Raw genomic sequence first — 24,851 nt, 5'->3', positions numbered from 1 at the left:
CCCGCCGCCACAGCGAGCACATGCCCCTGTGGGAGCGGGCTTGTCCGCGAACGCAACAACACCGTCCTCTCAGGGAAAAACAGCCTCATATCAAGGCGATGGACGTCATCGAAACAGATGGGTATCATGCGGCCCGTTGCACTCGTAGCTCAGCTGGATAGAGTACTGCCCTCCGAAGGCAGGGGTCGTGGGTTCGAATCCCGCCGAGTGCGCCATCTTCAAAAAGCCCCAGGCCATGCCTGGGGCTTTTTCGTTTGTGCGTGAGCTCACAATGCCACCTCTCCCTCTGCGGTGGTCATTGGTGTTAGCGTGGGCATCTTCCGTTTGCGTAAACGGGTACCCACCAACACTTGCGAAGGAATGCGCACACCCATGCCATCTACCAAGCTCTGTGCCGTCTCCCTGATGCTGGCCAGCCTGGCCCTGTTCACCGCGCCAGCCCAGGCCAACCTGTCCCAACAGCAGTCCGCCGCCATCATCAAGGCCTACGACGGCAGCGACCCGACCGATTTCAGGCAGTTCCTCGGCAAGCTGGCCGGCAGCGAGCTGGCCAAGGCCGACAAGCTGGACGAAACCCTCAAGCTGTACCTGGCCGGCAAGCCACTGGGCGCCGAGCAGCAGGACGAGATCAACCGCCTGCTGGGCCTGTACACCCGGATCAAGTACGGCAAGGCCGCTACCGAAACCCTGCGCGAGCTGGTGGAGATCCCGACCTACCGCAAGGAGGGTGTACCCCAGCACGAGAACCCGGAGTTCCTCAAGATCGCCGACAAGATCAAGAGCCTCGCCGAAGGTTTCGGCCTGCAGTTTCGCAACATCGACAATCGCGTCTACGAAATCACCCTCGGCGAAGGCAAGGAAGTGATCGGCATCCATGCCCACGCCGACGTCGTCCCGGTCAATCCGGACAACTGGAAGCTCAAGGACGGCACCAAGCTCGACCCGTTCAAGGTCACCCTGGTGGGCGATCGCATGTACGGACGCGGCACCGAGGACGACAAGAACGGTATCGTCGTCGCGCTCTACGCGCTGAAAGTGGCCAAGGACGAGAAGCTGCCGCTGGCGCGTCAGTTCAAGCTGCTGGTGGACACCACCGAAGAAACTACCGGTGACGCCATCCCCTACTACTTCGAACGCAACGCCACCCCCAACTACAACCTGGCGCTGGACGGCGGCTACCCGGTAGTGATCGCCGAAAAAGGCTATGGCACGGTCATGGCCACCTTCACCCGACGTGCCGGTACCGGCAAGGGCGCCGAGGTGGTCAACCTGACCGGCGGCCTGGCCACCAACCAGATCCCCGGCAGCTCGGTGGCGACGCTGATCGGCGACAAGCCGGCCGACCTGGCAAAGGCCCTGGAGAAGGCCGGCGCCGAATACGTCAAACGCCATGGCGGTGACTTCAGCATCGACGCCAAGGTCGACGGCAAGCAGGTACTACTGACCGTGACCGGCGTGTCGGCGCATTCCTCCGAGCCCGAGTCCGGGGTCAACCCGGTGGCGCGCATGCTCGATTTCCTCAATGGCCTGGGCAACGAGGTGCCGCTCAAGCACAACCACATCACCGACGCCGCCCGCTACGCCGCCGACAACTGGGGCCTGGACTACCTGGGCAACAAGCTCGGCATCGGCTTCAAGGATGACTTCATGGGCCCACTGACCACCTCGCTGACCTACGTCGGCCTGGATGACAAGGCGCTGAAGCTGGCGGTGAACCTGCGTATTCCAAAAGGCAAGTCGCTGGAAACCCTCAAGTCCGAGATTTCCGACAAGCTCGGAGCCTGGGCGCGCAACAGCCACACCTCGGTGGCTTACAACTACACCCTCGACGAGCCGATGTACCGCAACCCGGAAGGCGAGTGGGTCAAGGCCCTGCTGGCCGTGGCCAGCGAGAATCTGGGCATGAAGCACGAGTACGGCACCTCTGCCGGTGCGACCTCGGTGCATGACCTGCCCAACGGCGTGCAGTTCGGCCTGGCCATGCCGGACGTGAAATACACCGGGCACAACGACAACGAGTTCAAGACCGTGGAGCAGTTCATGCTCGACCTGCAGATCGTCAGCGAGATGGTGGCGCGGATCGGGCAGATGCCGAAGCTCTGAGGTTTCGGTCTGGAACGAGCGTTGCGGGGGCCCGCTCCCACAACGCTCGTTCTCACGCTGGTGATGTTTGTCCCCCGCATACGATGACGTTTTTCAATCGCCTCCATGCCGTTTCCTGCATTGCCGTGCAGAGCGCCGTGCCGGATGCTTTATTTACTCCGACACCGCGCTTTTTCACCCACCGAGGCCCGTATGAAGAACGTCGAACAAATTCTCAAAGCCAAGTCCCAGCACCACACCGTCTACACCATCGGCCCGGATGACTCGGTACTGGATGCCTTGAAGCTGCTGGCGGAGAAGAACGTCGGCGCACTGCCGGTGGTGGAGCACGACCAGGTGGTAGGCATCGTCAGCGAGCGTGACTATGCCCGCAAGCTGGTGCTCAAAGGCCGTTCATCACCGTTCACCAAGGTACACGAGATCATGAGCGCCCCTGTGATTACAGTGGAGCCCAAGCAGAACCTCGAGTATTGCATGGGCCTGATGACCAACCGCCACCTCCGACACCTGCCAGTGGTGCAGGACGGCAAGCTCATGGGGCTGCTTTCGATCGGTGACTTGGTTAAAGAGATCATCGCCGAGCAAGCAAACCAAATCGTCCAACTGGAGCAGTACATCCGCGGCGAATGAGCCTCAGTGGTAGGCGCGCTCCAGCTCGTCCAGCTGATGATCGAAGCTGCGCAGGCGCGCCGACCAGGTGTACACCAGCACTTCCAGATCGCGATTGAGCACCGCGGTATTGCCGCCTTCGCGCACCGGTGCATCGCACAGGTCCAGCTGGTAACGCTCACGGGCCATGGCCGTGGCCACGCTGGACAAGTCCCGCGCATTGGCCAGCCAGTGATGATGGTGGTCGTGGACTTCCCGATCGAGCTCCCGGCACTGGCGCTTGAGGGCGTCGAGGCTCTGCTCCAGCGGCGTGCCCTTGAGTTCGCCCATCACCTCCTCGAACGTGCGCCCGGAGTGCCAGTAGCTGCCCCAGAAGTAGCGGTCGAACACGGTCTCGACCCGCCGCAAGGCGACCTTGGTGTTCCAGATGGTCAGCAACGTTCGCCCCTGGGCCACCTCACGCCGGTTCAAGTGCAGCTGTTGCCAGGCGATCCACGCCAGGCCGCACAACGCTACCGCCGCGGTCACGGCGGCGGCGGCATAGAGAAACTGCACGGCCTGGTTCATCTGGTGAGTGTGCCGGATACCGTAGAAGTAACCGGCGGTCAGGGTGCCCAGGATCGTCACGGTGCACCAGAAGCCTGGTGCGTAGGGATCTTTCATCGCCATCCCCTCTTGTTTTCCCTGAGCATAGCAACGGCCCGGTCACCCATCAGGTGCCGCTCGGCGCTTTATTTGCGAGGGCGACGCAGTGCTTCGTTGAGTTGATCGAACAACTCCGCCCAATCTGCGTCCTCCTCGATGATCTCCTTGAGGAATGTCCGCTGGGCTTCGTTCCAAAAAGGCGCATCCACCAGTTTCACATCGCCCTTGAGTGGCGAATGGCTGGTGATGAACTGGTCGATGCCCAGCGCATCGTCGGGCAGCCCCAGTTGCTTGAACAGTTCGGAAAACTTGTGGATCGGCGCTTCCATGATTCACTCCTGTAGCCGGACCGATCGTCCACGACGCCAGCCCGGTATGGGTTGCGAGTATCAGCTCAGTTCGCGCACTTCGGCGTGCGGTACCAGTTTCAAGTATTGCTCCATGCTCATGTGGATCAGGTGATCGTGGTCACCTGCCTCGAGATAGACATCACCCTGGCGGGTAAGACGGCGATCGAGCAGCATCGGGATGTCGTAGGCATCGCCCAACGCAGGAATCGCTCCGCGCTCGCAATCGCCGAACAGGCTCGGCAGGTTGCTCTCACGGGTCAGCTGCCAGGCACCGGTCATGCGCACCTCGCTCATGTCCAGGTGCCGGTTGGCCGGCAGCACGGCCATGATGTAGTTGCCATGACGGTCATCGAGCATCACCGACTTGGCGACCCGCTCGGCGGGCACGCCGGCCGTGCGCGCCGATTCCAGGCTGGTGGCCGAATGTGGATGGGAAATGATGTCGTAGTCGCAGTTGGCCTGGTCCAGGCGTTGCTGCAGGGTCTTGGCCATACGCATGTTGCACCTCCGGTTTACCCCCATCCACAAGTTTAGGCCGTGGTCGGTCAGGCACGACTAAACTTCAGGGACTGGTCCGCACGAGGTGACGACAGGTGATCGCTCACGGCTGGCGCGTACTGCTGTTGTCACTGTTGCTGGGATTCGCCCCGGCCGGCCACGCCGCGCCAGGCGCCAGCGTCTGGTTGCTGAGCGTCGACGACGCGATCGGCCCGGCCAGCGCCGACTACCTGCTACGCGGCCTGGACCAGGCACAGGCGCAAGGCGCGCAACTGGTGGTGATCCGCCTCGACACCCCCGGCGGGCTGGACAGCGCCATGCGCCAGATCATCAAGGCCATCCTCGCCAGCCCGGTGCCGGTAGCCACCTATGTCGCCCCAGGCGGCGCCCGCGCGGCCAGTGCCGGCACCTATATCCTGTATGCCAGCCATGTGGCGGCCATGGCGCCTGGAACCAACCTGGGTGCCGCCACGCCCGTGCAGATTGGCGCCCCCGGCAAAGGCGACAAAGCGCCCGCGAACAACGAAGAAGACATTCTCGCCCGCAAGCAGATCAACGACGCCGCCGCGTACATCCGCGGGCTGGCCGAGCTGCGCGGACGCAACGCCGACTGGGCGCAGAAGGCCGTGCGCGAAGCGGTCAGCCTGCCGGCCAGCGAAGCCCAGAGCCTGAAGGTGGTCGACCTGATCGCCAATGATCTGCCCGACCTGCTGCGCCAGCTCGACGGCCGCGAGCTGGTCGCCGCCGGCCAGACGCTGCAACTGCGAACCGCCGGCGCCAGCGTGACCGAGCACCTGCCGGACTGGCGCACACGGCTGCTGGCGGTGATCACCAACCCCAGCGTGGCGCTGATCCTGGTCATGATCGGCGTGTACGGCCTGCTCTTCGAGTTCATGAGCCCGGGTTCCGGTGTCGGCGGGGTGATCGGCGGCATCTGCCTGCTGCTGGCGCTGTACGCCCTGCAGCTGCTGCCGGTGAGCCATGCCGGAATAGCGCTGATCCTGCTCGGGATGGCGTTCATGATCGCCGAGGCGTTTCTACCCAGCTTCGGCGTGGTCGGCTTCGGCGGCGTGGTCGCCTTCGTGGTCGGCGCGGTGATCCTGATGGACACCGACGCTCCCGGCTTCGGCATTCCCCTGGCACTGATCGTCAGCCTCGCGGTGGCTTCGGCACTGCTGCTCGGTGGCGTGCTGGGCATGGCGGTAAAAGCGCGCAGGCGTGCCGTGGTCAGCGGCGACGCAGGGTTGGTGGGCAGCCTGGCCACAGTGACCCTGGTACGCGCGGACAACCCGTTCTGCGGCTCGGTCCAGGCCCAGGGCGAAGAATGGCAGGCGCAGTGCGCGACACCGCTGCAACCCGGCCAGCACGTGCGGGTGACCGCGCGCAACGGCGTGACGCTGGAGGTCAGCGCCACCGCGCCCACGGCGCAAGGAGAATGAACATGTTCGTGCAATTCGGTTTCGGCACCGTGCTGGTGCTGCTGGCAGTGTTGCTGCTGTCGGCGCTGCGCATCCTGCGCGAATACGAGCGCGGGGTGGTGTTTCAGCTGGGGCGTTTCTGGCAGGTCAAGGGCCCAGGGTTGATCATCCTGATCCCGGGCATCCAGCAGATGGTCCGCGTCGATCTGCGCACCGTGGTGCTCGACGTGCCGCCGCAGGACGTGATCACCCGCGACAACGTCTCGGTCAAGGTCAACGCCGTGCTGTACTTTCGCGTGCTCGACCCGCAGAAGGCGATCATCCAGGTCGAGGACTTTCTCGCGGCCACCAGCCAGCTGGCCCAGACCACCCTGCGCGCCGTGCTGGGCAAGCACGAACTGGACGAGCTGCTGGCCGAGCGCGAGCAGTTGAACTCGGACATCCGTGAAGTGCTGGACGCGCAGACCGATGCCTGGGGTATCAAGGTGGCCAATGTCGAGATCAAGCATGTCGACCTCAACGAATCGATGGTCCGCGCCATCGCCCGCCAGGCCGAAGCCGAGCGCGAGCGGCGGGCCAAGGTGATCCATGCCGAAGGCGAGCTGCAGGCGTCGGAGAAGCTGATGCAGGCAGCGCAGATGCTGGGCAAGGAGCCCGGGGCGATGCAACTGCGCTACATGCAGACGCTGGGGTCGATTGCCGGGGACAAGAGCTCGACCATTGTGTTTCCGCTGCCGATGGACTTGCTCAAGGGGCTGGTGGACAAGCAGAGGTAGCGCAGCCGCGCTCCATGGGAGCGGCGGTGCGCCGATGCGACTTGCCCGCGAACGGCCTGGCGCGATCGATCAGATCGGCGCCCGACGCAAGGTGGCGAGGAACGTCGCCGCACCGATGAACAACCCGGCGAAGGTGCGGTTCAGGCGCTTCTGCTGCTTCGGCGTGCGCAGCAGGCGCAACACCCGCGAGGCCAGCCCGGTGTAGCCCGCCATCACCAGCATGTCGACGCTGATCATGGTCACGGTGATGGCCACGTACTGCGGCAGCAGCGCTTCATGCGGGTTGATGAACTGCGGCAGCACCGCCAGCATGAACACCAGCGCCTTGGGGTTGCTGACATTGACCAGGAAGCCACGGAACACCAGGCTCAGCGGCTTGCCGATCGGCCGCACGCCGGACTCGTCGCTCATGTCCATCGGCAACGCGCGCCATTGCTTGTAGGCGAGGTAGACCAGGTAGGCGACACCGAACCACTTGATGACCTGAAAGGCGGTGGCCGACGCGGCGAGGATGGCGCCGACACCGGCGGCGATGATGGCGATCTGTACGATCAGACCCAATTGCAGGCCCAGGGCATTCCAGTAACCACGCCAGAAACCGTACTGCAGCCCGCTGGACATCGAGGCAATGGCCCCGGCACCCGGCGACAGGCTGATCACCCAGCACGCGGCAAAGAAGGCCAACCACGTTTCCATCGACATCGCACACCTCGCTCGAACGTTTGTTGCAAAACGTTAAGCTACGGTCTTGGCGAAAAAATAACCAGCGGTTTTTGCGCTTGCAACGAGCGCGGGCATGCCTCGCGACTGCGCCGAGCAGCGCCCTATCAGTCGCTCTCGACAGGCGCCTCTTGCAGTGCCACCGAAGCCTCGGCCCCGCGCCAACGGCGCACGGCTTTCTGGAAGAACTGGCTGTTCGGCACCTGCACCAGCGCCCCACCCGCCTCCGGCGTTTCCATCAGCGTGGTGTACAGCAGGTTGATGGCGATCACCCGGCCCTTCACGCCCGGCTTGTCGAGGGTGTCGACCAGCTCGACCACATCGCCGATGCGAAACGGCCCGACGGTGAAGATCAGCACTGCGCACAGCAGGTTGGACAACACGCTCCAGATGGCGAAGAACGCCACCGCCGCGACCGCGACGAAGCCCGACAGCGCCGTCCACAGCACCGTGGCCGACACGCCCAGGCGCTCCAGCACGAACAGCAACGCGCTGCCCATGATCAGCCAGCGCAAGGCCCCGCGCACCGGCACCATCAGCTCATGCGGCAGCGGGTAGCGCTCGCCCAGGCTCTTCAGGCACCGGGCGATCATGCGCTGCAGCACGAATGCGGCGATGAGGATCAGCAGGATCTGCAGCCCCAGCCAGAACGCGTCCATCCACTGTCCCGGCAGCAGCGAGCGCAACGCCTCCATCAGCTCAACGCCTCGAGCTCGGCCTGCATGCTTTCGAGGGTTTCCAAAGCTTCCATCCAGGCCTCTTCAAGCTCGCCTTCGCGCTGCTTGAGCTTGGTCTGGCGGGCCAGCAGATCACGCAGCTCGTCCTTGCGCGACGCCTCGTACAGGCTGCTGTCACCCAGGGCGGTCTCGATCTCGGCCAGTTCCTTGTGCACCTGGTTGAGTTCGGCCTCCAGCTTGTCGGCCGCCTTCTTGTGCGGCGCCAACTGCTGGCGCAGCGCCGCCGCGGCCTGGCGCTGGGCCTTCTTGTCGGTCTTGTCCGGGTTGCCAGGCGTACTGCTGGCAGGCGCGTTGCGCTGGCGGAACTCGACCAGCCAACGACTGTAGTCGTCCAGGTCGCCGTCGAACGTGTCGACCTTGCCGTCGGCCACCAGCAGGAAATCGTTGGTGGTGCTCTTGAGCAGGTGACGGTCGTGGGAGACCACCACCACGGCACCGGCGAACTCCTGCAGGGCCATGGTCAGGGCCAGGCGCATCTCCAGGTCGAGATGGTTGGTCGGTTCGTCGAGCAGCAGCAGGTTCGGCCGTTCCCAAGCGATCAGCGCCAAGGCCAGGCGGGCCTTCTCGCCACCGGAGAAATTGACCACCGGTTCATCCACTCGATCGCCATGGAAATCGAAGCCACCGAGGAAGTCACGCAAGGTCTGCTCGCGCTCGGCCGGGGCGATGCGTTGCAGGTGCAGCAACGGGCTGGCCTTGTCGTCCAGCGAATCGAGCTGGTGCTGCGCGAAGTAGCCAACAGCGAGGTTCTCACCGCGCATCAGCCGCCCGGACAACGGTTGCAGCTCACCAGCGAGGTTCTTGATCAGGGTCGACTTGCCCGCGCCGTTGGGGCCGAGCAGGCCGATGCGCGCGCCAGGCACCAGCTGCAGCTTGACCTTCTCGAGCACGGCCTTGTCGCCATAGCCCAGGCGGCCTTCGGACAGGTCGAGCAGCGGGCTGGAGATCTTCTCCGACTCGCGGAAGACGAAGTCGAACGGCGAATCGACATGGGCCGCCGACAGCTCCTCCATGCGCTCCAGGGCCTTGATCCGGCTCTGCGCCTGGCGGGCCTTGGTGGCCTGCGCCTTGAAGCGGGCGATGTACTTTTCCATGTGGGCGCGCTGCGCCTGCTGCTTCTCGTAGGCCTGCTGCTGTTGCGCCAGGCGCTCGGCACGGGTGCGCTCGAAGGCGCTGTAGCCGCCCTTGTAGAGATTGAGCTTGCGCTGCTCGACATGCAGCACATGGTCGACCACGGCATCGAGGAAGTCACGGTCGTGAGAGATCAGCAGCAGCGTGCCCGGGTAGCCCTTGAGCCACTCTTCCAGCCAGAGGATGGCGTCGAGGTCGAGGTGGTTGGTGGGTTCGTCGAGCAGCAACAGGTCGGACGGGCACATCAGTGCCTGGGCCAGGTTCAGGCGCATCCGCCAGCCACCGGAGAAGTCGCCGACCCGGCGGTCCATCTGCTCGTTGGTGAAGCCAAGGCCCGCCAGCAGCTTGCGCGCGCGCGCATCGGCGGTGTAGCCATCGGCGCTGTCCAGCTCGCTGTGCAGGCGCGCCAGGGCGGTGCCGTCGTGGGCCTGCTCGGCGGCGGCAAGCTCGGCCTGGACCTTGCGCAGGCGGGCGTCACCGTCGAGCACGTAGTCCACGGCGAGGCGGTCGAGGGTGTCGACTTCCTGGCGCATGTGGGCGATGCGCCAGTCGCCGGGCAGCTGGCAGTCGCCGGCATCGGGCGACAGCTCACCGCGCAGCAAGGCGAACAGGCTGGATTTGCCGGCGCCGTTGGCACCGATCAGGCCGGCCTTGTGACCGGCGTGCAGGGTCATCTCGGCGCCTTCTAGCAGGCGCTGCGGACCACGCTGTAAAGTGAGGTTCGATAGTCTGATCATGATGGTCGCGGAGTCTACCAGCTTCCCCGATCACTGGCGCGAGCGAAACCATGCACACTGACCTGTGGAATCATGCCCTGGCCCTGTACGCCCGGCCGGGGGTCGAAGCGGCCTGCCTGGCGCTTCAGGAGCGGGGCGGCGATGTCTGCCTGCTGCTCTGCGCGACCTGGCTGCAGGCGCGCGGCGTGGCCGCTGACGAGCAACGCGTCCTGGCCTTGCAGGCGCTGGCCGGGCCATGGCAGCGAGAGGTGATCGTACCCCTGAGAACGCTGCGCAAGCAGTGGCGCCAACAGGCGTCAGGGGATCGGCAGCTGAACGCGCTGCGTGAACGTGTGAAGGATCTGGAACTGCAGAGTGAGCGCACCTTGCTGGAGCGTCTGCAGAGCCTCGCCGGCGACTGGGCAAGCGGGACGAGCGAGGGTGAAGACTGGCTGGCCCGACTCGCGCCGGACCAGGCCCAGGACCACGACGCGCTGCATCTGCTGCGCGTCGCGGCACAGCGGCTTCAGGAGGCCGAGGACGGCGTCTGAGCCGGGGTGCTGGCAGGCGCGGCCGAGCTGCTTGCCGCTGGCACCGAAGTGCTGGCGGGCGATGTGGCCGGCTTGCTGTCGACAGGCTTGCTGACCGCAGCAGGTTTGGCTGCTGGCTTGGCCGGGGCTTTGGCAGCCGGTTTCGCAGCTGGCTTGGCAGCTGGCTTCGCGGCGGCGGGCTTGGCCGGGGCCTTGGCGGCAGCCGGTTTTGCGGCAGGCTTGGCGGCAGGTTTTGCAGCGGCGGTCCTGGCCGGGGTCTTGGCGGCAGCCGGTTTCACGGCAGGCTTGGCAGCAGGTCTGGCGGCAGCCGTCTTGGCCGGCGCCTTGGCAGCAGCCGGTTTCGCGGCAGGCTTGGCAGCAGGCTTCGCGGCGGCGGTCCTGGCCGGGGCCTTGGCGGCAGCCGGTTTCGCGGCGGGCTTGGCAGCAGGTCTGGCGGCAGCCGTCTTGGCCGGCGCCTTGGCAGCAGCCGGTTTCGCGGCAGGCTTGGCGGCGGGCTTCGCGGCGGCGGTCTTGGCGGTAGCCGGTTTCGCGGTGGGCCTGGCAGCCGAAGCCTTGGCCGGTGCCTTGCCGGCTGCCGGCTTGGCAGCCGCTTTCGGAGCGACAGTGCGAGCGTCCAGTGCCTTGCCCGCGGCCTCGCGCACCTTGCCGACACCTTGCGCCAGCTTCAGGCTTTCCTGGGCATCGCGCTTGAGTTGCTGGATATAAGTACGGGTCTGGGCCTGGCGATCTTTCAAGGAGTCGAGCAGGTGTTCAAGTTCACCGGCGGCTTTTTGCGCCTTGCCTTGTGCCTTGGCCTTGCCGGCCTTGGCCGCGTCCTGCAACTTCAGACGCGCGTTGTGCAGTTTTTCCTGCGCCTTGCCACGTTGTTTTTCCAACTTGGCCAGCAGTTTCTCGGCATCCGCCAGCGCTTGGGAGCAGGCATCTTCCAAATGTTCGAGCAGGCTGCCCGAAAGTTGCTGGAGCAGGTGCAACGGCGTACTTACTGGCTTCTTTTTGGCCGACATGGTTTACCTCCTGGCTGACGAGAGTGCGGCTCATACTATGCTTCTGCTGCTACCGCCGCTAGGGCATGTTGACAGTCTCGATAGCGCCGCGTTGCATGCCTGGGCAAAGTTGTTGTCTTGCAGCAGAAAACAAGTGTAGTTGCCGATTAAAGTGTTGCGGATATTTACACGTCTTACCTCAACAAGGCTGGCATACTTCGCCCTCAATGCCGCTGGAGGCGATCATGCCCCGATATCTGATGCTTGGCCTGTGCCTGGTGGCGCCACTGTCACTGGCCTCTGCCGAGACCGCTCCATCCAACGACAACGACCTGGCCTACAGCATCGGCGCCAGCCTCGGTGAACGACTGCGTACGGAGGTGCCAGACCTGCAACTGGAGGCCTTGATCGAAGGCCTGCGCCAGGCCTATCAGGGCGAGCCTCCACGCATCGCCAAATCACGCATGCAGGCCATCCTGCAAGCCCATGACGAACAGGCCAGCGCCGCCGCCGAGCAGGCCGAAGTGGACAAGCTGCTGGCCGCCGAAAAACGCTTCATGGCAGGTGAACGGGCCAAGGCCGCCGTGCACGAACTGGCCGATGGCATCCTCTACAGCGAACTGGCCAGTGGCAGCGGCGCGCAGCCCAAGGCCAGTGGCAGCGTGCAGGTACGTTACGTAGGGAGGCTGCCGGATGGCACGGTGTTCGACCAGAATCAGCAGCCTCAATGGTTCAAGCTGGATTCGGTCATCGAAGGCTGGCAGGTGGCGCTACCGAAGATGAAGGCGGGGTCGAAATGGCGGCTGGTGATTCCGTCCGCCCAAGCCTACGGTGCAGAAGGTGCGGGCGACCTGATCGCGCCCTACACCCCGCTGGTATTCGAGATCGAGCTGCTGGCCGTGGCCGACTGAATCAGGCCTGCACGGCGCCCTCTTCCTTGTGCGCGTTGTGCAGCACTTCGATCAGGCAGTCTTCCAGTTCGAAACGCTCGTGCAGGAGGCTGCCCAGCTTGCGAAGCTTCTCGGCGAAACGCTCGGTGTCATTGCACTCGCCTTTTTCGCAGTGGTCGTTGAATGCCAGGGCGATCTGGGTACTGTCATTGATACGTGGATTGATCTGCTCGGCCAACTCCAGAGCCCCTGTATCACCAAAGGCCTTGGCTTCGCTGACCAACTGCTCGCTGACTTCGAAATGCCAGGCAGACACGTAGTCGACCAGCACTGCGCAGAATTCGCGGCTCTTGTCCTTGTCGGCAAACGCCGGCCGGGCATCGCGCAAGGTGCGAAAAGCCCGAACCAGCTCCTCTCGCTCCTTGAGCCAACGATCGATCAGCTTGTGAACACCGCCCCAGCGTTCCTGGGCGTTCTGGCAACTATCGAGCATGGCGATCTCATCCCTTCTGGATAGATGCCGCTGCACTTCGCGACACAACACCGTGGCACAAAAGTGACATCAGCAGACGGCATCGAGCAGTTGTGTTTTCGATAAGCGTGCTGGGAGATTATTCCCACGCGACCTGCCCATCAAGGTACGCAGCAGACTAAGTTCATACAAGCGTTTAATCCCCTGCCACCTCACCGCTGGTCGCGCAATCCCCGGGCAATTGCCCTGGATCAACCCGTTGCGTGATTGCGGAAACGATACGCCACCAGCCAGGACAAGGGCAGCGTGGCCAGCATCAGGAACGCCAGCAGGCTCCATTCGGGCAGGGTCAGGTCGAGGAAGCTCCAGCTGATGGACACGCAGTCGGGGCTGCCCAGCAGGAACGTGTTCACGATCTCGCCCAACGGGCGCTGCAGAAGTTGGCCGACTGGCAGGTGGCAGCCATCGATCGCCATTGGGTCGCCCTGCAGCCAGACATGCCGCCCCGCCAGCAAGGCGCCCCCCACAGCCATGAGCAAGGTCAACCAGGCATAGCCGCGCTTGCCGCGGGCAGCGGGCGCATGCATGGCCGCGGCGAAGCACACCAACGCGTACAGCCCCAGCATCACGCGTTGGCTGAAACACAGCGCGCACGGCACCAGGCCGACGACGGACTCCAGGCGAAACGAAGCCACCAGCACGGCCAGCGATGCCAGGAAAGCGGGAAGGAAAAAGCTGCGCAAGCAGGCCAGCGACATGGGTATTGGATGTCCGAGAGTGGGGAAAGTGGTTTGAAACGGTAGAGGAAAGGGGCGCTTTGTATCAAGGCGCTACAGAGCGGACAAGTCGCTGATTGGCGGGGGAATCAATTTCGTCGCAGGCAGGAAAGATCTGACGCAACGGTGGGAAAGGTCTACGAGTCATGCGTCGAGGTGAGAAAAGGGGCTGTCTGGCAGCCCCTTGAGCAGTTTCAGGCCCTGACACCCTCGGGCAACGGCAAGGCCAGCAGGCGCTCATCCAGCAACCCCAGCCCCTCCTGGAACAGCTGGTTGCTACGCTCGGTCTCACCCAAGCCGGCCAACAGACGCGCCAGTTCTGCGCACGCCTCCGGGTTGCGCTCCATGCGCAGGCTGCTTTCCAGGTAGTCCCGCGCCTTGCCCCACAGGCGGTTCTGCAGGCTCAGGCGCCCCAGGGTGAGCAGCAGGCTCGGGTCTTGCGGGTGGTCCTTGAGCCAGCCCTCGGCGGTCTGCAGCTGTCGCGCCGGATCATCTGCGCGCACCAGGCCGTACAACCGCGCGAGATGGCTCTCGTAGTTTCGCTTGAGCGCGGCGCGCAACACCTGCTCGGCTTCACCCTGGGCGCCACTCTGACGCAATTGTTCGGCATAGGCCGACACCAGTTGCGGTTCCTGGCGCTGGGCCGCGGTCAGCTGTTGCCAGGCGCGCTCGAGCGCCTGGCGCGCAGCCTGCGGATCTTCGCCACGGCTCGCCGCCAGCCCGAGGTTCTGCCCCCAGGCACGTTGCTCGAGATCGGCCAGCTCGTTGGGCGGCAGCACCTTGTGCTTGCGCAGGTCGGGCAACAGTCGAATCAGCGACGGCCAGTCGCCCCGCTCCAGGTGCAGACGCTGCAGCAGGCGCAGCACCTGTGCATTGTGCGGATGGCGCTCCTGCATCGCCTGCAGGGCCTCCAGCGCACCGTCGCTTTCACCGCGATCCATTTGCAACTGTGCGTGCGCGAGGGCAATCGCCAGCTCGGCCTGTGGCTGGCGCTCCAGGGCGCGCTCGAGCAGGTTGTCGCGTTCGTCGACGCGGCCCAGCTCGTTGGCTGCGCGGGCAGCACCCAGGTAGTACAGCAGCGGCTGGCGATCAGCTTCGGCGGCCCGCTGAAGATGGCGCTGGGCACTGGCCCAGCGGCCCTCCGCCAGGTCCAGCTGGCCCTGCTCGACGGCGATGCGGGTACGCCGGCTGCGGTTGCGCCGCGACCATGGATTGACCACCCCGGAGGAAGTCAGCACCAGCCCGACCAGATAGCGCAGCAACAGGAGCAGCAGGATGACCGCCACCAGCGCCCCGAGCGCCGCCCACAGACCCGACTGATAACGGAAGCCACCATAGGCGATCAGCACGTAGCCGCTGTGCTTGGCGATGGCGATGCCCAGCGCCGCGGCGATCACGATCGCCAGGACCGCCAGCAGGTACACGCGCTTCATGGCTTGCCCCCCTCGGCGGCAGCCGGCAGGTCACGACGCTGGATGTACGCCTGCACCGCGGCCAGGCTCTCGCTCAGGTCGGGGGTGACGACCGACACTGGCTGCTCCGCCAGCTGGTTGAGGCTGTCGAGCATGGCCTTGCTCTGTGGGTTGTCCGCGTTGAAGTTGGCCAGCAGCACACTGCGGGCATCGTCCAGCGCCTGGGCATAGACCTTGGCTTCGCCGTTGAGCGCCGCCCACTGGGCCTGCTCGATGGTCAGGCTCAGGGCCAGGCGCAGCTGGTTGAGCGACTGTCCGGAAAGCAGCGGACGCACGTTGTCATCGGCGTTGAACTCGACCTGGAAATACTTGGACATCTCAGCCCACCACTGCGACCAGCGGCTGGCACCGTCGCCGTCGGCGGTGAGGGTACCCATGGCGTCGGCCTTGCTGTCGAACTCCGGCGACTGGGCGCTGAGCTGCTGGACCAGCTCGCGCTGCGCGGCCAACTTGAGGAACAGGCCGGTGCGGTCCGGCTGTTGCGTGCTGTTGAGCGTCGCCAGGCTGCGGGTCAGCTGTTCGCGGGCAGCGAAGGCGCCGGGGTCGCTCTGCTCGCGCAGGATCTCGTCGGCACCCTCGACCAGCGCCTTGGCGCTGGCGATATCCTGCAAGGCCGACAGGCGCAGGGTAGCCAGGCGCAGCAGGTGTTCGGCCTCGGCCAGGCGCCATTCCTTGCGGCTTTCGCCGAGCACGGTTTCCAGGCGCTGGCTCAGACGTTGCTGATCGCCCTGCAACTGCGCCACCAGTCGGCGGCGGTCTTCCAGCTCGCTGGCCGCCGGCAGGCTGGCCAGTTGCGCGGTGAGCTGCTGCTCGCGCTGCTGCAGTGCGTCGGCACGCTGGTTGAGGGCCTGCAGGTGCTCGCCCTGGCCTTGCTCGCTGCCTTGCAGCTGACGCACCTGCCAGACGCCCCAGCCGCCGACCGCCACCCCGGCGGCGCCCAGCAGCAGGGCCAGCAGCGCCAAACCGTTGCCGGAGCGTCGGACGGGCTTGGCGGTGGTGGATTCCGGCGTCTCGGGCGCCGATGGCTGTTCGGTGTTGGACAAGACAGTTTCGCTCACGTATCCATCCTTTGCATGGTGGCGCATCGCTCTCTAGCTTAGCGCCTTAAGAGGCAGGCGCAGCGCTTCGCTGCACGGCTGCCAGCAAGGCCGCGGCGCTGGCGCCACGGCAATCCACAATTTTTCGCACCCCGAGCGCACGGGCCTGCTCGGCCACCCGGGGGCTGGGCACGAACAGCGGCAAGCGGGAAAGCCGCGGCCAATCCGTGCCTGCCAATCGGTGCAGATGTTCAAGCCCCTGCCCACTGCTGACCACCAGGCCATTGAGGCGTTCCCCCGCGATGCGCTGAACCAGGGTACCGGCGGGATAATGCGGCAGGCAGCGGCGATACAGTTCCAGATAATCGACACTAGCACCTTGCTCGGCAAGACGCTCGGCCAGCAGTTCGCGACCTCCCAGGCCGCGAACGATGAGCACACGGGGCGCTGGTGCTGCGAGAGACTCGCGCAAGGCGGGCAGTTCGAGCAAGGCTTCGCTGTCGTCGCCAGCCGCCGGGAAGCTCACCTGCAGCCCTTGCTCCTGAAGGATTCGCGCCGTCGCCTCGCCCACGGTGAACCAGCCCCCGCGTGGCGGTGCCACGCCTGCCTGGGCGAGCTGTTCGAGCAGCAGGCGAGCGGCAGGTTTGCTCACCACGATGATCGCCTGGGCCTCGCCGACCGCCCGCAGGCGCTGCAACTGCGCCGCATCCGGCACGATCGCCTCGATTGCCAGCAACGGCAGACTGGCGCTGGCGATGCCCGCATCGGCCAGCGTCTGCGCCAGCGCCGCACAGTCCTCTTCAGGGCGAGTCAGCAGCAGGCGCCAGGGGCTCACGGGTGGCCGGCCTCGCCGTAGACTTCCTTGAGGATCGCCTCGGCGCCCTGGCCGAGCAGATCCTCAGCGACCTGCACACCCAGAGCCTCGGCACCGGCGCGCGGGGCTCGGGCTTCAGCCACCAACAACTTGTCACCGGACGGCTGACCGACCAGGCCGCGCAGCCACAACTGGTCGCCTTCGAGCACCGCGTAGCAGGCGATCGGCACCTGGCAACCGCCATTGAGACGTTTGTTCAGGGCACGCTCAGCCACCACCCGGTCGGCGGTATCGACATGATGAAGGGGGGCCAGCAAGGCGTGGATCTCACTGTCGGCGCTGCGGCATTCGATGCCCACCGCGCCCTGGCCACCGGCCGGGAGGCTGTCTTCGACGCTGATGGCGGCGGTGATGCGGTCTTCGAAACCGAGGCGGATCAGGCCGGCGGCGGCGAGGATGATCGCGTCGTACTCGCCGGCATCGAGCTTGGCCAGGCGGGTGTTGACGTTGCCGCGCAGGAAGTGGATTTTCAGGTCGGGCCGGTGCGCCAGCAACTGGGCCTGGCGACGCAGGCTGGAGGTGCCGACGATGCTGCCGGCCGGCAACGCCTCGAGGCTGGCGAAGGTGTTGGAAACGAAGGCGTCACGCGGGTCTTCGCGCTCGCAGATGCAGTACAGGCCCAGGCCTTCGGGGAAGTCCATGGGCACGTCCTTCATCGAATGCACGGCGATGTCGGCTTCGTTTTCGAGCAGGGCGGTTTCCAATTCCTTGACGAACAGGCCCTTGCCGCCGATCTTCGCCAGCGGCGCATCGAGCAGCTTGTCGCCACGGCTGACCATGGGCACCAGGCTTACCCGGATGCCGGGGTGCGCCTGTTCCAGGCGGGCTTTGACGTATTCGGCCTGCCACAGGGCCAAGGCACTTTTACGGGTGGCAATGCGGATTTCGCGAGTGGACATGAAACGCCCCGAAGCAGAGAAATGCCGCCGATGATAACAGCATCGCCTGTATCGCTTGCAGATACGGATCAATAGCTCATGCGCGGGCTGGTGTGGGAGCGGCCTTGCCGAGGCCGCTCCCACAAGGGCCGAGCAGATTCACAGGCTTTGTGCAGACAGCTTCAGAGGGCCTGCATCATCTTGCGCACCCCCGCCACATGGCGGCGGCTGACGGTCAGGGCATCGCCTTCCAGGCCTTTGAGATAGAGCTGGAAATGCCCCAGCGGCGTGCGCTGCAGGCGCTCGATGCGCTCACGAGCAACCAGTGCGTTGCGGTGGATGCGCACGAAGCGCTCGCCAAACTCGTCCTCCAAGGCCTTGAGCGGTTCATCGAGCAGCACCTCGCCCGCCTCATGGCGCAGGGTGACGTACTTGTGGTCGGCGATGAAATAGATGACCTGCGGAATGGGGATCAACTCGATGCCTTTGCGGGTGCGGGCGCTGATATGGCTACGCGGGCCGCCACCGGTGTCGGCGCCGGGACGGGTCAGCGCCGCCAGGTGGGCACGGTTGGGCTTTTCGGCCCGGCGCAGGGCGTCGCGCAGGGCCTGGGGCTGGATGGGCTTCTCGACGTGGCTCAGGGTGCTGTCCCTGAACGCTTCGCTGCCGTATTCGTCATCGCCGGTGCAGAACACCACCGCCGGCGGCGACTCGCGCTCGCACAGCCGGGCGGCGACCTGCAGGCCATCGAGGCCCGGCATGCCGATATCCAGCAACACCACGTCGGGTTTCAGGCTTTCTATCAGGGCCAGGGCCTCCTCGCCGTTGGTGGCGCTGGGCTCCAACACGGTGTAACCCTCCAGCTCGCCGAGCAGCCGGCTCAGGCGCTCGCGGGCCTGGGGTTCATCATCAACGATCAGGACATTCATAATTGCGCTGGATTCCTGAGTGAGTCTCGCACGGGTATAGCGTAGACAAGTGTGGGACGACCGAAACGCGGTCACGCTACAGACCGGTGCGAAGGCCAAAGATTCACTGGCCTGGCAGATTCACCGCCAGCCCTTTGTCCAACTGTAGACGGTCCGTGGAACACTGCCGTTCAATCGGTGAATATGCCGCACCCCTTTGTTGCCGGACGATTCTCACGACCAGCGCCCTGCGGCGGCGGGCGCAACCCTGCTATGATCGGCGCCACTTTTTCCGTTCACGCCTTCAACGAGTGAATCCATGAGCACCGACAAGACCAATCAGTCCTGGGGCGGCCGCTTCAGTGAGCCCGTCGACGCCTTCGTCGCCCGTTTCACCGCCTCGGTCGATTTCGACAAGCGCCTGTACCGCCACGACATCATGGGTTCGATCGCCCACGCCACCATGCTGGCGCAGGTCGGCGTACTCACCGAGGCCGAACGCGACGCGATCATCGATGGCCTGAAGACCATCCAGGGCGAAATCGAGGCCGGTAACTTCGATTGGCGCGTCGACCTGGAAGACGTGCACATGAACATCGAAGCCCGCCTGACCGACCGCATCGGCGTCACCGGCAAGAAGCTGCACACCGGCCGCAGCCGCAACGACCAGGTGGCCACCGACATCCGCCTGTGGCTGCGCGACGAGATCGACCTGATCCTGGGCGAGATCACCCGTCTGCAGAAGGGCCTGCTGGAGCAGGCCGAGCGTGAAGCCGAGACCATCATGCCCGGCTTCACCCACCTGCAGACCGCCCAGCCGGTGACCTTCGGCCACCACCTGCTGGCCTGGTTCGAAATGCTCAGCCGTGACTACGAGCGCCTGGTGGACTGCCGCAAGCGCGCCAACCGCATGCCTCTGGGCAGCGCCGCGCTGGCCGGCACCACCTATCCGATCGACCGCGAGCTGACCTGCAAGCTGCTGGGCTTCGAGGCCGTGGCCGGCAACTCGCTGGATGGTGTCTCGGACCGTGACTTCGCCATCGAATTCTGCGCCGCCGCCAGCATCGCGATGATGCACCTGTCGCGCTTTTCCGAAGAGCTGGTGCTGTGGACCAGCGCCCAGTTCCAGTTCATCGACCTGCCCGATCGCTTCTGCACCGGCAGCTCGATCATGCCGCAGAAGAAGAACCCGGACGTGCCGGAGCTGGTACGCGGCAAGAGCGGCCGTGTGTTCGGCGCCCTGACCGGCCTGCTGACCCTGATGAAAGGCCAGCCTCTGGCCTACAACAAGGACAACCAGGAAGACAAGGAGCCACTGTTCGACGCCGCCGACACCCTGCGCGACTCGCTGCGCGCCTTCGCCGACATGATTCCGGCGATCAAGCCCAAGCACGCGATCATGCGCGAAGCGGCCCTGCGCGGCTTCTCCACCGCCACCGACCTGGCCGACTACCTGGTGCGCCGCGGCCTGCCGTTCCGTGATTGCCACGAGATCGTCGGCCATGCGGTGAAGTACGGCGTCGACAGCGGCAAGGACCTGGCCGAGATGAGCCTGGAAGAGCTGCGCCAGTTCAGCGACCAGATCGAACAGGACGTGTTCGCCGTGCTGACCCTGGAAGGGTCGGTCAACGCCCGCAACCACATCGGCGGCACCGCGCCGGCCCAGGTGCGCGCGGCCGTTGCCCGAGGCAAGGCCCTGCTGGCTTCGCGCTAAGCAGTCAGGGGCCGCTTTGCGGCCCTTTCGCCGGCAAGCCGCCGCCCACCCCGATCGCACAGCCCTCAGCGCTTCGTTGTATCTGTGGGAGCCGGCTTGCCGGCGAAAGGGCTGCGCAGCAGCCCCGATTGCAGTCAGCGCTTGCTCTTGATCATTTCGAGGAACGCCGGCATCGCCGCGTCCTTGTCCGCCACGATCCGCGCCATGTGCGGATTCTGACCCATCAACTGCAACAGCGCCTTCGCTTGCGGGAAGTCCGTCAGGAAGTCGATGTTCAGCACCTTCTTGCCCACCGCACAAGCCAGGTCGACCGAGAAGCAGAACATCAGGTCGGCGATGGTCAGTCGCTCACCGGCCACATAAGGCTCAAAGCGCCCATTGCGCTTGAGGGTGGCAAAACCCGCCAGCAACTCGGCCCGGGCACGTTCCTTGATCAGCGGCTCCACCGCAGCGCCGAAGAACGCCTCGGCGTAGCAGGTACGCGCCGGCAGCTCTATGTACAGTTCGATCTCCCTGAGCAATTCGCGCACTTTCGCCTGGCCGAACGCATCAGCCGGCAACAGCGGCGTGCCAGGTTGGGTCTGCTCGATGTAGTCGAGGATCACACCGGTCTCGCTGATGAAGCCGTGCTCGGTCTCCAGCGCCGGCACCTTGCCACGCGGGCTTTTGGCCAGGGCCTCGGGTGCCTGGCCACCAAAGAACGGCACCTCCTCGAAAGGCACGCCTTTCTCCAGCAGGGCCAGCTTGACCATGTTGTAGTAGTTGCTGACCGCGAATCCGTGAAGCTTGAGCATTGAGGCAGCCTCCAAGGCCGTATGGGGTTGGCCCGGCTTTTATAGCCCCCCTGCCCGCCCTTGGCCAGTGCCATGGCCGGCGCTGATGGCCAGGCATTGCCAACGCAGGCGTGGCACACTGTGCGCCTCACCACAGGAGTACCGCCATGAGCGAGCACGACGATATCGACAGCAACGATGAAGAAGCCTTCACCGAGGCCACTCTCACCCAGGCCATCGAAAACCAGATCGAAAGCGGTGAACCCGCCGCGGCCAAGGCCACCTTCAACAAGCTGACCCTGGTCGGCTACGAGCGCGAAGACATCCTCAACCTCATGGCCCACGTGCTGACCATCGAGATCGACGCCATGCTCGACGCCGACCGCCCGTTCGACACCGAATGGTACGAAAACGCCCTGCGCGCTCTGCCGGAACTACCGCCTGAGGCGGATCAAGGCGACATCGAATAAGCCCGTCTACACTCCTGACTTCCATCCTCGTCTCGAAGTCAGGAGTTGCCCATGTCCTTCACCCCCGAACTGATCGCCGAACTGGAAGTGCTTGCACTGTTCAACCTGGACAGTCATCAGGAAGGCATCAAGGTTGGCAGCAGCGCCTCCCCCGCCCTGATCGCCGCTGCCAAGCGCCTGTATGAGAAAGAGCTCACCGACCAGCCTGATGGTGGCTACCTCACCAGCCTGGGCAACGATGCCGCCGAAAGCGTCCAGTTACTCCTGACCATCCTCAAGACGCCACAACCGGCCTGAGTTCGCCAAGCCCGCCCCTCGCGAACCTGTGGGAGCGGGCTTTCCTCGCGATGGTAGCCGCAAGGACGCTTGAAATCTGACGTCAAAAAGTCATCAACCCCTTATCCGACCGCGCCACTCAGGCTAAACTCGCCAGTGCTCCCCCGGCCTGCCTGAGTGCGCAATGAATCACCCCCATGAAATCCGCCCCGATCTTGACCAAGGCATCGACCGCAAGGAGCTGTCCACGCTGCGCGCGCGCTTCCTGAAGATCAACCAGGGGCGTCTGGCACGGGCGATGGAGGGGCTGTCCACACGCCAGCAACAGGTCCTCAAGCTGCTGCCGCTGTTCTTCCACGTCAATCATCCGCTGCTGCCGGGCTATGTCTCCGGCATCACCCCCGCCGGCGTGTCGGGGTTCGAGCCCGACGGCGAACTGCTCGCCGAAGCCCAGCGCCTGACGCGCTCGTTCACCTACAAGGCGCGCCACGGGAATCCACCGCAACCGATCCACGGCCTGTTCCTGATGGGCAGCCTGGGTACCCTGGCCCAGGCCGAACAGAGCGACATGGACCTGTGGGTGTGCCATGCCCCCGACCTGGATGAACTGGCGCTGAACGAACTACGCCGCAAATGCCAGCTGCTCGAAAGCTGGGCCGCCAGCCAGGGCGCCGAGGCGCATGTGTTCCTGATCGAGCCCCAGGGCTTTGTCCAGGGCGAACGTGACAGCCAGCTCAGCTCCGATGATTGCGGCACCACCCAGCACTACCTGCTGCTCGACGAGTTCTACCGCACCGCGATCTGGCTGGCCGGGCGCACACCGCTGTGGTGGCTGGTGCCGGTCTACCAGGAACACAACTACCGCGACTACACCCAGACCCTGCTGTCCAAGCGCTTCATCCGCGACCAGGACGATCTCGACCTTGGCCACCTGGCGCACATTCCCTCAGGGGAATTCGTTGGCGCCGGGCTCTGGCAGCTGTTCAAGGGCATCGACTCGCCTTACAAGTCGCTGCTCAAGCTGCTGCTCACCGAGGCCTACGCCAGCGAGCACCCGGACGTGCGCTGCCTGAGCCTGGACTACAAGCAGGCCGTGTTCGCCAACCAGCTGGACCTGGACGAGCTCGACCCTTACGTGATGGTCTACCGGCGCATCGAACGCTACCTGCTGCAGCGCGGTGAGCCGGCGCGCCTGGAGCTGGCACGGCGCAGCCTGTACCTGAAGGTGAACAAGAAGCTCGGCGACCTGGGCCGCTCCCGCAGCGGCGACTGGCAGCGCCAGCTGCTGGCGCGCCTGACCGAAGAGTGGGGCTGGGACGAGCGCCAGCTGGCCCTGCTCGACAGCCGCAGCCAGTGGAAGGTGCGCCAGGTCGCGGTCGAGCGTCGCGAGCTGGTGGCCGAGCTGAACCACAGCTACCGCTTCCTGACTCAGTTCGCCCGCCTGCAGAACGCCAGCAGCCGCGCCGACCAACGCGACCTCAACGTGCTGGGTCGCCGCCTGTATGCCGCCTTCGAGCGCCGCGCCGGCAAGATCGAGGTGATCAACCCGGGCATCGCCCCGGACCTGGCGGAAGATACCCTCACCCTGGTGCAATCGCCCAACCGCAAAGAGCCGGGCACGCACCATTGGGGCCTGTACAACGGCAACCTGGGGGTGCACGAGTGGGAGCACTTCAGCCCGATCAAACGTTGCCGGGAATTGCTCGAGCTGCTTACCTGGGCCCACCGCAATGGCGTGATCGACAGCAGCACGCGACTGGCCCTGCACCCGGGCGCCAGCGACCTGAGCGAGTTCGAACTGTTCAACCTGATCGGCAGCCTGCAACAGAGCATTGCGCTGCCGCTGGAAACGGTCAGCGAGGTGCGCCTGCTGCAACCGAGCGTGGCCGACGAGATCCTGTTGCTGGTCAACGTAGGTGTCGACCCGCTGCGCCATCACCGCGACCTGAACATCCTGATGACCACCGAGCGCACCGACTCGCTCAGCTACGCCGGGGTGCGCGAGAACCTGGTGCTGACCCTCGATCAGATAACCCTCAACAGCTGGAACGAAGTGCTGGTGCATCGCTACGACGGCGAACACGCGCTGGTGCGTTGCCTGCGCGACTTTCTCAATGGTCTCGGCCAACGCAACCAGCGCCCGCGGGTCCGGGTGCGCTGCTTCTGCCACAACCGCGCCCAGGCCATTGGCCAACGGGTCGAGGAAATCTTCGACACCGCGCGACTGCTGCTAGACCAGGGCCTGAACCACCGCTACCTGCTGCAGGTGGCGCAACACACCCACGTGCTCGACCTGCAGCCCGGGCAGGTCACCCTGGCCAGTCTCGATGACCACGGCGCCGTGCTGGATACACTCGGCGAGGAGCGCAGCAGCTACAGCCCGCTGCATCTGGATGCCCATGCCCTGCAGGATCACGACCTGCCCCTGGTGCTCGCCCAGGGCCAGCCCCGCTGCATCCAGGTGTTCTACCGCCTGTTCGAGGGTTGGGCCGACCTCTATGTGCTCGACGAGCACAACGCCCTCTGGCAGCAGCGCCTGCCGCTACAGGACGAACCGCACCTGTTGCTGCCGCTGCAGCGTTTCCTGCAATCGATGGTGATGCGCCGCGACGCGCAACTGCCCCTGGACAGCCTGCAACAGGCAGCGCTGGACATCCTCTACTACCAGTTGCTGCCATCGGGCATCGGCAAGGCGCGCCACCTGGAGCGGAGGCCCGCCCCCGAGGACAGCCGCAACCAGGCCTACTACGAAGTGCAGGCGATCCTCCAGGCCGGCTCGGGCGACGAGGTGCATGTCACCCTCTATTGCAACCAGCAGGAATTCTCCGAACTGGAGCATGGCGACCAGCTGTACACCGTGGTCGCCCGACAGATCCTGCGCCAGCGCCGTGGCAGCGGCAGTTACCGCTGCTACATCACCGACCTCGACCTGTCCGAGCTGCTGGAGGACGAGCAGGGGTCCACCAGCCTCTACCTGCGCTACAAACGCGAGCTGGAGCAGGCGCTCAACGAGGGACTGGAACAGCTGCAGGCGCGGCTGGAGCCCTGACACTCAGAAAGCACGACGCCCCGAC

The 24,851-nt window shown here is 65.1% G+C and carries 25 protein-coding genes and 1 tRNA gene; 11 read left to right on the top strand and 15 right to left on the bottom strand.

Features of this window, described 5'->3' with window-relative positions; genetic code table 11:
* Nucleotides 1-138 precede the first annotated feature (138 nt).
* The 3 genes from N7422_RS12355 to N7422_RS12345 all read left to right on the top strand — a co-directional run bounded on the left by N7422_RS12355 (nucleotide 139) and on the right by N7422_RS12345 (nucleotide 2,733).
* Nucleotides 139-215 (top strand) — tRNA-Arg (locus N7422_RS12355).
* A 157-nt stretch (nucleotides 216-372) separates the two neighbouring features.
* Nucleotides 373-2,103: a dipeptidase gene (locus tag N7422_RS12350; protein ID WP_279806801.1), complete on the top strand. Its 1,731-nt coding sequence runs from the start codon at nucleotides 373-375 to the stop codon at nucleotides 2,101-2,103.
* A 192-nt stretch (nucleotides 2,104-2,295) separates the two neighbouring features.
* On the top strand, nucleotides 2,296-2,733 hold the full coding sequence (locus N7422_RS12345; RefSeq protein ID WP_279806800.1) for a CBS domain-containing protein: 438 nt from the start codon (nucleotides 2,296-2,298) through the stop codon (nucleotides 2,731-2,733).
* Nucleotides 2,734-2,736: 3 nt separating this feature from the next.
* On the opposite strand, the gene N7422_RS12340 is transcribed toward N7422_RS12345, so the two are convergent.
* From N7422_RS12340 to N7422_RS12330, 3 genes are all read right to left on the bottom strand, one after another.
* Entirely contained in the window at nucleotides 2,737-3,375 is a 639-nt protein-coding gene (locus tag N7422_RS12340; RefSeq protein WP_279806799.1) for an NADH:ubiquinone oxidoreductase subunit N, read from the bottom strand.
* 68 nt (nucleotides 3,376-3,443) lie between these two features.
* Nucleotides 3,444-3,686 carry a DUF2789 domain-containing protein gene (locus N7422_RS12335; RefSeq protein ID WP_279806798.1) on the bottom strand — a complete coding sequence of 81 codons (243 nt, stop codon included), beginning with the start codon at nucleotides 3,684-3,686 and terminating at the stop codon, nucleotides 3,444-3,446.
* Between the two features lie 60 nt (nucleotides 3,687-3,746).
* Nucleotides 3,747-4,205 (bottom strand): YbaK/EbsC family protein, encoded by a 459-nt coding sequence (locus tag N7422_RS12330; protein WP_279806797.1) that lies wholly within the window; start codon nucleotides 4,203-4,205, stop codon nucleotides 3,747-3,749.
* Between the two features lie 95 nt (nucleotides 4,206-4,300).
* On the opposite strand from N7422_RS12330, the gene N7422_RS12325 reads away from it, so the two are divergent.
* Together N7422_RS12325 and N7422_RS12320 are read left to right on the top strand one after the other, a co-directional pair.
* On the top strand, nucleotides 4,301-5,644 hold the full coding sequence (locus tag N7422_RS12325; RefSeq protein ID WP_279806796.1) for a nodulation protein NfeD: 1,344 nt from the start codon (nucleotides 4,301-4,303) through the stop codon (nucleotides 5,642-5,644).
* Between the two features lie 2 nt (nucleotides 5,645-5,646).
* Nucleotides 5,647-6,399, top strand: a complete 753-nt coding sequence (locus tag N7422_RS12320) for a slipin family protein (protein WP_279806795.1) — start codon at nucleotides 5,647-5,649, stop codon at nucleotides 6,397-6,399.
* A 69-nt stretch (nucleotides 6,400-6,468) separates the two neighbouring features.
* Here the strand turns inward: N7422_RS12320 and N7422_RS12315 are convergent, their stop codons facing one another.
* The 3 genes from N7422_RS12315 to N7422_RS12305 all read right to left on the bottom strand — a co-directional run bounded on the left by N7422_RS12315 (nucleotide 6,469) and on the right by N7422_RS12305 (nucleotide 9,724).
* Entirely contained in the window at nucleotides 6,469-7,101 is a 633-nt protein-coding gene (locus tag N7422_RS12315) for a LysE family transporter (protein ID WP_186662035.1), read from the bottom strand.
* A 125-nt stretch (nucleotides 7,102-7,226) separates the two neighbouring features.
* On the bottom strand, nucleotides 7,227-7,814 hold the full coding sequence (locus N7422_RS12310; RefSeq protein ID WP_279806794.1) for a mechanosensitive ion channel family protein: 588 nt from the start codon (nucleotides 7,812-7,814) through the stop codon (nucleotides 7,227-7,229).
* Nucleotides 7,814-9,724, bottom strand: coding sequence for an ATP-binding cassette domain-containing protein (locus tag N7422_RS12305; RefSeq protein WP_279806793.1), 1,911 nt, complete (start codon nucleotides 9,722-9,724; stop codon nucleotides 7,814-7,816). The genes N7422_RS12310 and N7422_RS12305 overlap by 1 nt, the downstream gene beginning before the upstream one ends.
* Before the next feature lie 50 nt (nucleotides 9,725-9,774).
* Here N7422_RS12305 and N7422_RS12300 point away from each other — a divergent pair, with 50 nt between their 5' ends.
* A complete protein-coding gene (locus N7422_RS12300) occupies nucleotides 9,775-10,254 on the top strand; it encodes a TIGR02444 family protein (protein ID WP_279806792.1) in 480 nt (159 codons plus the stop codon).
* Here N7422_RS12300 and N7422_RS12295 read toward each other — a convergent pair.
* Nucleotides 10,230-11,258 (bottom strand): AlgP family protein, encoded by a 1,029-nt coding sequence (locus N7422_RS12295; protein WP_279806791.1) that lies wholly within the window; start codon nucleotides 11,256-11,258, stop codon nucleotides 10,230-10,232. The genes N7422_RS12300 and N7422_RS12295 overlap by 25 nt on opposite strands.
* A 224-nt stretch (nucleotides 11,259-11,482) precedes the next feature.
* Between N7422_RS12295 and N7422_RS12290 the strand changes: the two genes are divergently transcribed.
* A complete protein-coding gene (locus tag N7422_RS12290; protein WP_279806790.1) occupies nucleotides 11,483-12,148 on the top strand; it encodes an FKBP-type peptidyl-prolyl cis-trans isomerase in 666 nt (221 codons plus the stop codon).
* Between the two features lies 1 nt (nucleotide 12,149).
* Here N7422_RS12290 and rsd read toward each other — a convergent pair whose 3' ends face one another.
* The 7 genes from rsd to N7422_RS12255 all read right to left on the bottom strand — a co-directional run bounded on the left by rsd (nucleotide 12,150) and on the right by N7422_RS12255 (nucleotide 18,565).
* Complete coding sequence (gene rsd, locus N7422_RS12285; protein WP_279806789.1) at nucleotides 12,150-12,620, bottom strand: sigma D regulator; 471 nt, start codon at nucleotides 12,618-12,620, stop codon at nucleotides 12,150-12,152.
* 230 nt (nucleotides 12,621-12,850) lie between these two features.
* Nucleotides 12,851-13,357: a disulfide bond formation protein B gene (locus tag N7422_RS12280; RefSeq protein ID WP_279806788.1), complete on the bottom strand. Its 507-nt coding sequence runs from the start codon at nucleotides 13,355-13,357 to the stop codon at nucleotides 12,851-12,853.
* Nucleotides 13,358-13,569: 212 nt separating this feature from the next.
* Complete coding sequence (locus tag N7422_RS12275) at nucleotides 13,570-14,808, bottom strand: heme biosynthesis HemY N-terminal domain-containing protein (RefSeq protein ID WP_279806787.1); 1,239 nt, start codon at nucleotides 14,806-14,808, stop codon at nucleotides 13,570-13,572.
* Nucleotides 14,805-15,905, bottom strand: coding sequence for a uroporphyrinogen-III C-methyltransferase (locus N7422_RS12270; protein ID WP_279806786.1), 1,101 nt, complete (start codon nucleotides 15,903-15,905; stop codon nucleotides 14,805-14,807). Before N7422_RS12270 ends, N7422_RS12275 begins: the two co-directional genes overlap by 4 nt.
* 46 nt (nucleotides 15,906-15,951) lie before the next feature.
* The gene (locus N7422_RS12265; protein WP_279806785.1) at nucleotides 15,952-16,719 is read right to left on the bottom strand and encodes a uroporphyrinogen-III synthase; all 768 of its coding nucleotides are present in this window, start codon (nucleotides 16,717-16,719) and stop codon (nucleotides 15,952-15,954) included.
* Nucleotides 16,716-17,657 (bottom strand): hydroxymethylbilane synthase, encoded by a 942-nt coding sequence (gene hemC / locus N7422_RS12260; RefSeq protein WP_279806784.1) that lies wholly within the window; start codon nucleotides 17,655-17,657, stop codon nucleotides 16,716-16,718. Before hemC ends, N7422_RS12265 begins: the two co-directional genes overlap by 4 nt.
* Nucleotides 17,658-17,818: 161 nt before the next feature.
* The gene (locus N7422_RS12255) at nucleotides 17,819-18,565 is read right to left on the bottom strand and encodes a LytTR family DNA-binding domain-containing protein (RefSeq protein ID WP_279806783.1); all 747 of its coding nucleotides are present in this window, start codon (nucleotides 18,563-18,565) and stop codon (nucleotides 17,819-17,821) included.
* Nucleotides 18,566-18,863: 298 nt separating this feature from the next.
* Here N7422_RS12255 and argH point away from each other — a divergent pair, with 298 nt between their 5' ends.
* Complete coding sequence (gene argH, locus N7422_RS12250) at nucleotides 18,864-20,258, top strand: argininosuccinate lyase (RefSeq protein ID WP_279806782.1); 1,395 nt, start codon at nucleotides 18,864-18,866, stop codon at nucleotides 20,256-20,258.
* Nucleotides 20,259-20,392: 134 nt separating this feature from the next.
* Here the strand turns inward: argH and N7422_RS12245 are convergent, their stop codons facing one another.
* Nucleotides 20,393-21,052, bottom strand: a complete 660-nt coding sequence (locus N7422_RS12245; RefSeq protein ID WP_279806781.1) for a glutathione S-transferase — start codon at nucleotides 21,050-21,052, stop codon at nucleotides 20,393-20,395.
* Between the two features lie 146 nt (nucleotides 21,053-21,198).
* Between N7422_RS12245 and N7422_RS12240 the strand changes: the two genes are divergently transcribed.
* From N7422_RS12240 to N7422_RS12230, 3 genes are all read left to right on the top strand, one after another.
* Nucleotides 21,199-21,501, top strand: coding sequence for a hypothetical protein (locus N7422_RS12240; protein ID WP_279806780.1), 303 nt, complete (start codon nucleotides 21,199-21,201; stop codon nucleotides 21,499-21,501).
* Nucleotides 21,502-21,552: 51 nt separating this feature from the next.
* On the top strand, nucleotides 21,553-21,798 hold the full coding sequence (locus N7422_RS12235) for a TIGR02647 family protein (protein ID WP_279806779.1): 246 nt from the start codon (nucleotides 21,553-21,555) through the stop codon (nucleotides 21,796-21,798).
* A 163-nt stretch (nucleotides 21,799-21,961) separates the two neighbouring features.
* Nucleotides 21,962-24,826: a class I adenylate cyclase gene (locus tag N7422_RS12230; protein WP_279806778.1), complete on the top strand. Its 2,865-nt coding sequence runs from the start codon at nucleotides 21,962-21,964 to the stop codon at nucleotides 24,824-24,826.
* The last annotated feature ends 25 nt before the right edge of the window (nucleotides 24,827-24,851 follow it).

It is taken from the genome of Pseudomonas sp. GD04091 (assembly GCF_029836165.1).
Lineage (GTDB): Bacteria > Pseudomonadota > Gammaproteobacteria > Pseudomonadales > Pseudomonadaceae > Aquipseudomonas.
The sequence above is the reverse complement of the archived record's forward strand: the minus strand, read 5'-3'. Positions and strand labels throughout refer to the sequence as shown.

Bases quoted from the DNA above. Each gene is read 5' to 3' on its own strand.
- N7422_RS12255 (WP_279806783.1), bottom strand. From the start codon at position 18,565: ATGAATGTCCTGATCGTTGATGATGAACCCCAGGCCCGCGAGCGCCTG.
- N7422_RS12345 (WP_279806800.1), top strand. From the start codon at position 2,296: ATGAAGAACGTCGAACAAATTCTCAAAGCCAAGTCCCAGCACCACACC.
- N7422_RS12310 (WP_279806794.1), bottom strand. From the start codon at position 7,814: ATGGAGGCGTTGCGCTCGCTGCTGCCGGGACAGTGGATGGACGCGTTC.
- N7422_RS12330 (WP_279806797.1), bottom strand. From the start codon at position 4,205: ATGCGTATGGCCAAGACCCTGCAGCAACGCCTGGACCAGGCCAACTGC.
- rsd (WP_279806789.1), bottom strand. From the start codon at position 12,620: ATGCTCGATAGTTGCCAGAACGCCCAGGAACGCTGGGGCGGTGTTCAC.
- N7422_RS12240 (WP_279806780.1), top strand. From the start codon at position 21,199: ATGAGCGAGCACGACGATATCGACAGCAACGATGAAGAAGCCTTCACC.
- N7422_RS12290 (WP_279806790.1), top strand. From the start codon at position 11,483: ATGCCCCGATATCTGATGCTTGGCCTGTGCCTGGTGGCGCCACTGTCA.
- N7422_RS12245 (WP_279806781.1), bottom strand. From the start codon at position 21,052: ATGCTCAAGCTTCACGGATTCGCGGTCAGCAACTACTACAACATGGTC.
- N7422_RS12340 (WP_279806799.1), bottom strand. From the start codon at position 3,375: ATGAAAGATCCCTACGCACCAGGCTTCTGGTGCACCGTGACGATCCTG.
- hemC (WP_279806784.1), bottom strand. From the start codon at position 17,657: ATGTCCACTCGCGAAATCCGCATTGCCACCCGTAAAAGTGCCTTGGCC.
- N7422_RS12295 (WP_279806791.1), bottom strand. From the start codon at position 11,258: ATGTCGGCCAAAAAGAAGCCAGTAAGTACGCCGTTGCACCTGCTCCAG.
- N7422_RS12315 (WP_186662035.1), bottom strand. From the start codon at position 7,101: ATGTCGATGGAAACGTGGTTGGCCTTCTTTGCCGCGTGCTGGGTGATC.
- N7422_RS12280 (WP_279806788.1), bottom strand. From the start codon at position 13,357: ATGTCGCTGGCCTGCTTGCGCAGCTTTTTCCTTCCCGCTTTCCTGGCA.
- N7422_RS12350 (WP_279806801.1), top strand. From the start codon at position 373: ATGCCATCTACCAAGCTCTGTGCCGTCTCCCTGATGCTGGCCAGCCTG.
- N7422_RS12300 (WP_279806792.1), top strand. From the start codon at position 9,775: ATGCACACTGACCTGTGGAATCATGCCCTGGCCCTGTACGCCCGGCCG.
- N7422_RS12235 (WP_279806779.1), top strand. From the start codon at position 21,553: ATGTCCTTCACCCCCGAACTGATCGCCGAACTGGAAGTGCTTGCACTG.
- N7422_RS12305 (WP_279806793.1), bottom strand. From the start codon at position 9,724: ATGATCAGACTATCGAACCTCACTTTACAGCGTGGTCCGCAGCGCCTG.
- N7422_RS12230 (WP_279806778.1), top strand. From the start codon at position 21,962: ATGAATCACCCCCATGAAATCCGCCCCGATCTTGACCAAGGCATCGAC.
- argH (WP_279806782.1), top strand. From the start codon at position 18,864: ATGAGCACCGACAAGACCAATCAGTCCTGGGGCGGCCGCTTCAGTGAG.
- N7422_RS12320 (WP_279806795.1), top strand. From the start codon at position 5,647: ATGTTCGTGCAATTCGGTTTCGGCACCGTGCTGGTGCTGCTGGCAGTG.
- N7422_RS12275 (WP_279806787.1), bottom strand. From the start codon at position 14,808: ATGAAGCGCGTGTACCTGCTGGCGGTCCTGGCGATCGTGATCGCCGCG.
- N7422_RS12335 (WP_279806798.1), bottom strand. From the start codon at position 3,686: ATGGAAGCGCCGATCCACAAGTTTTCCGAACTGTTCAAGCAACTGGGG.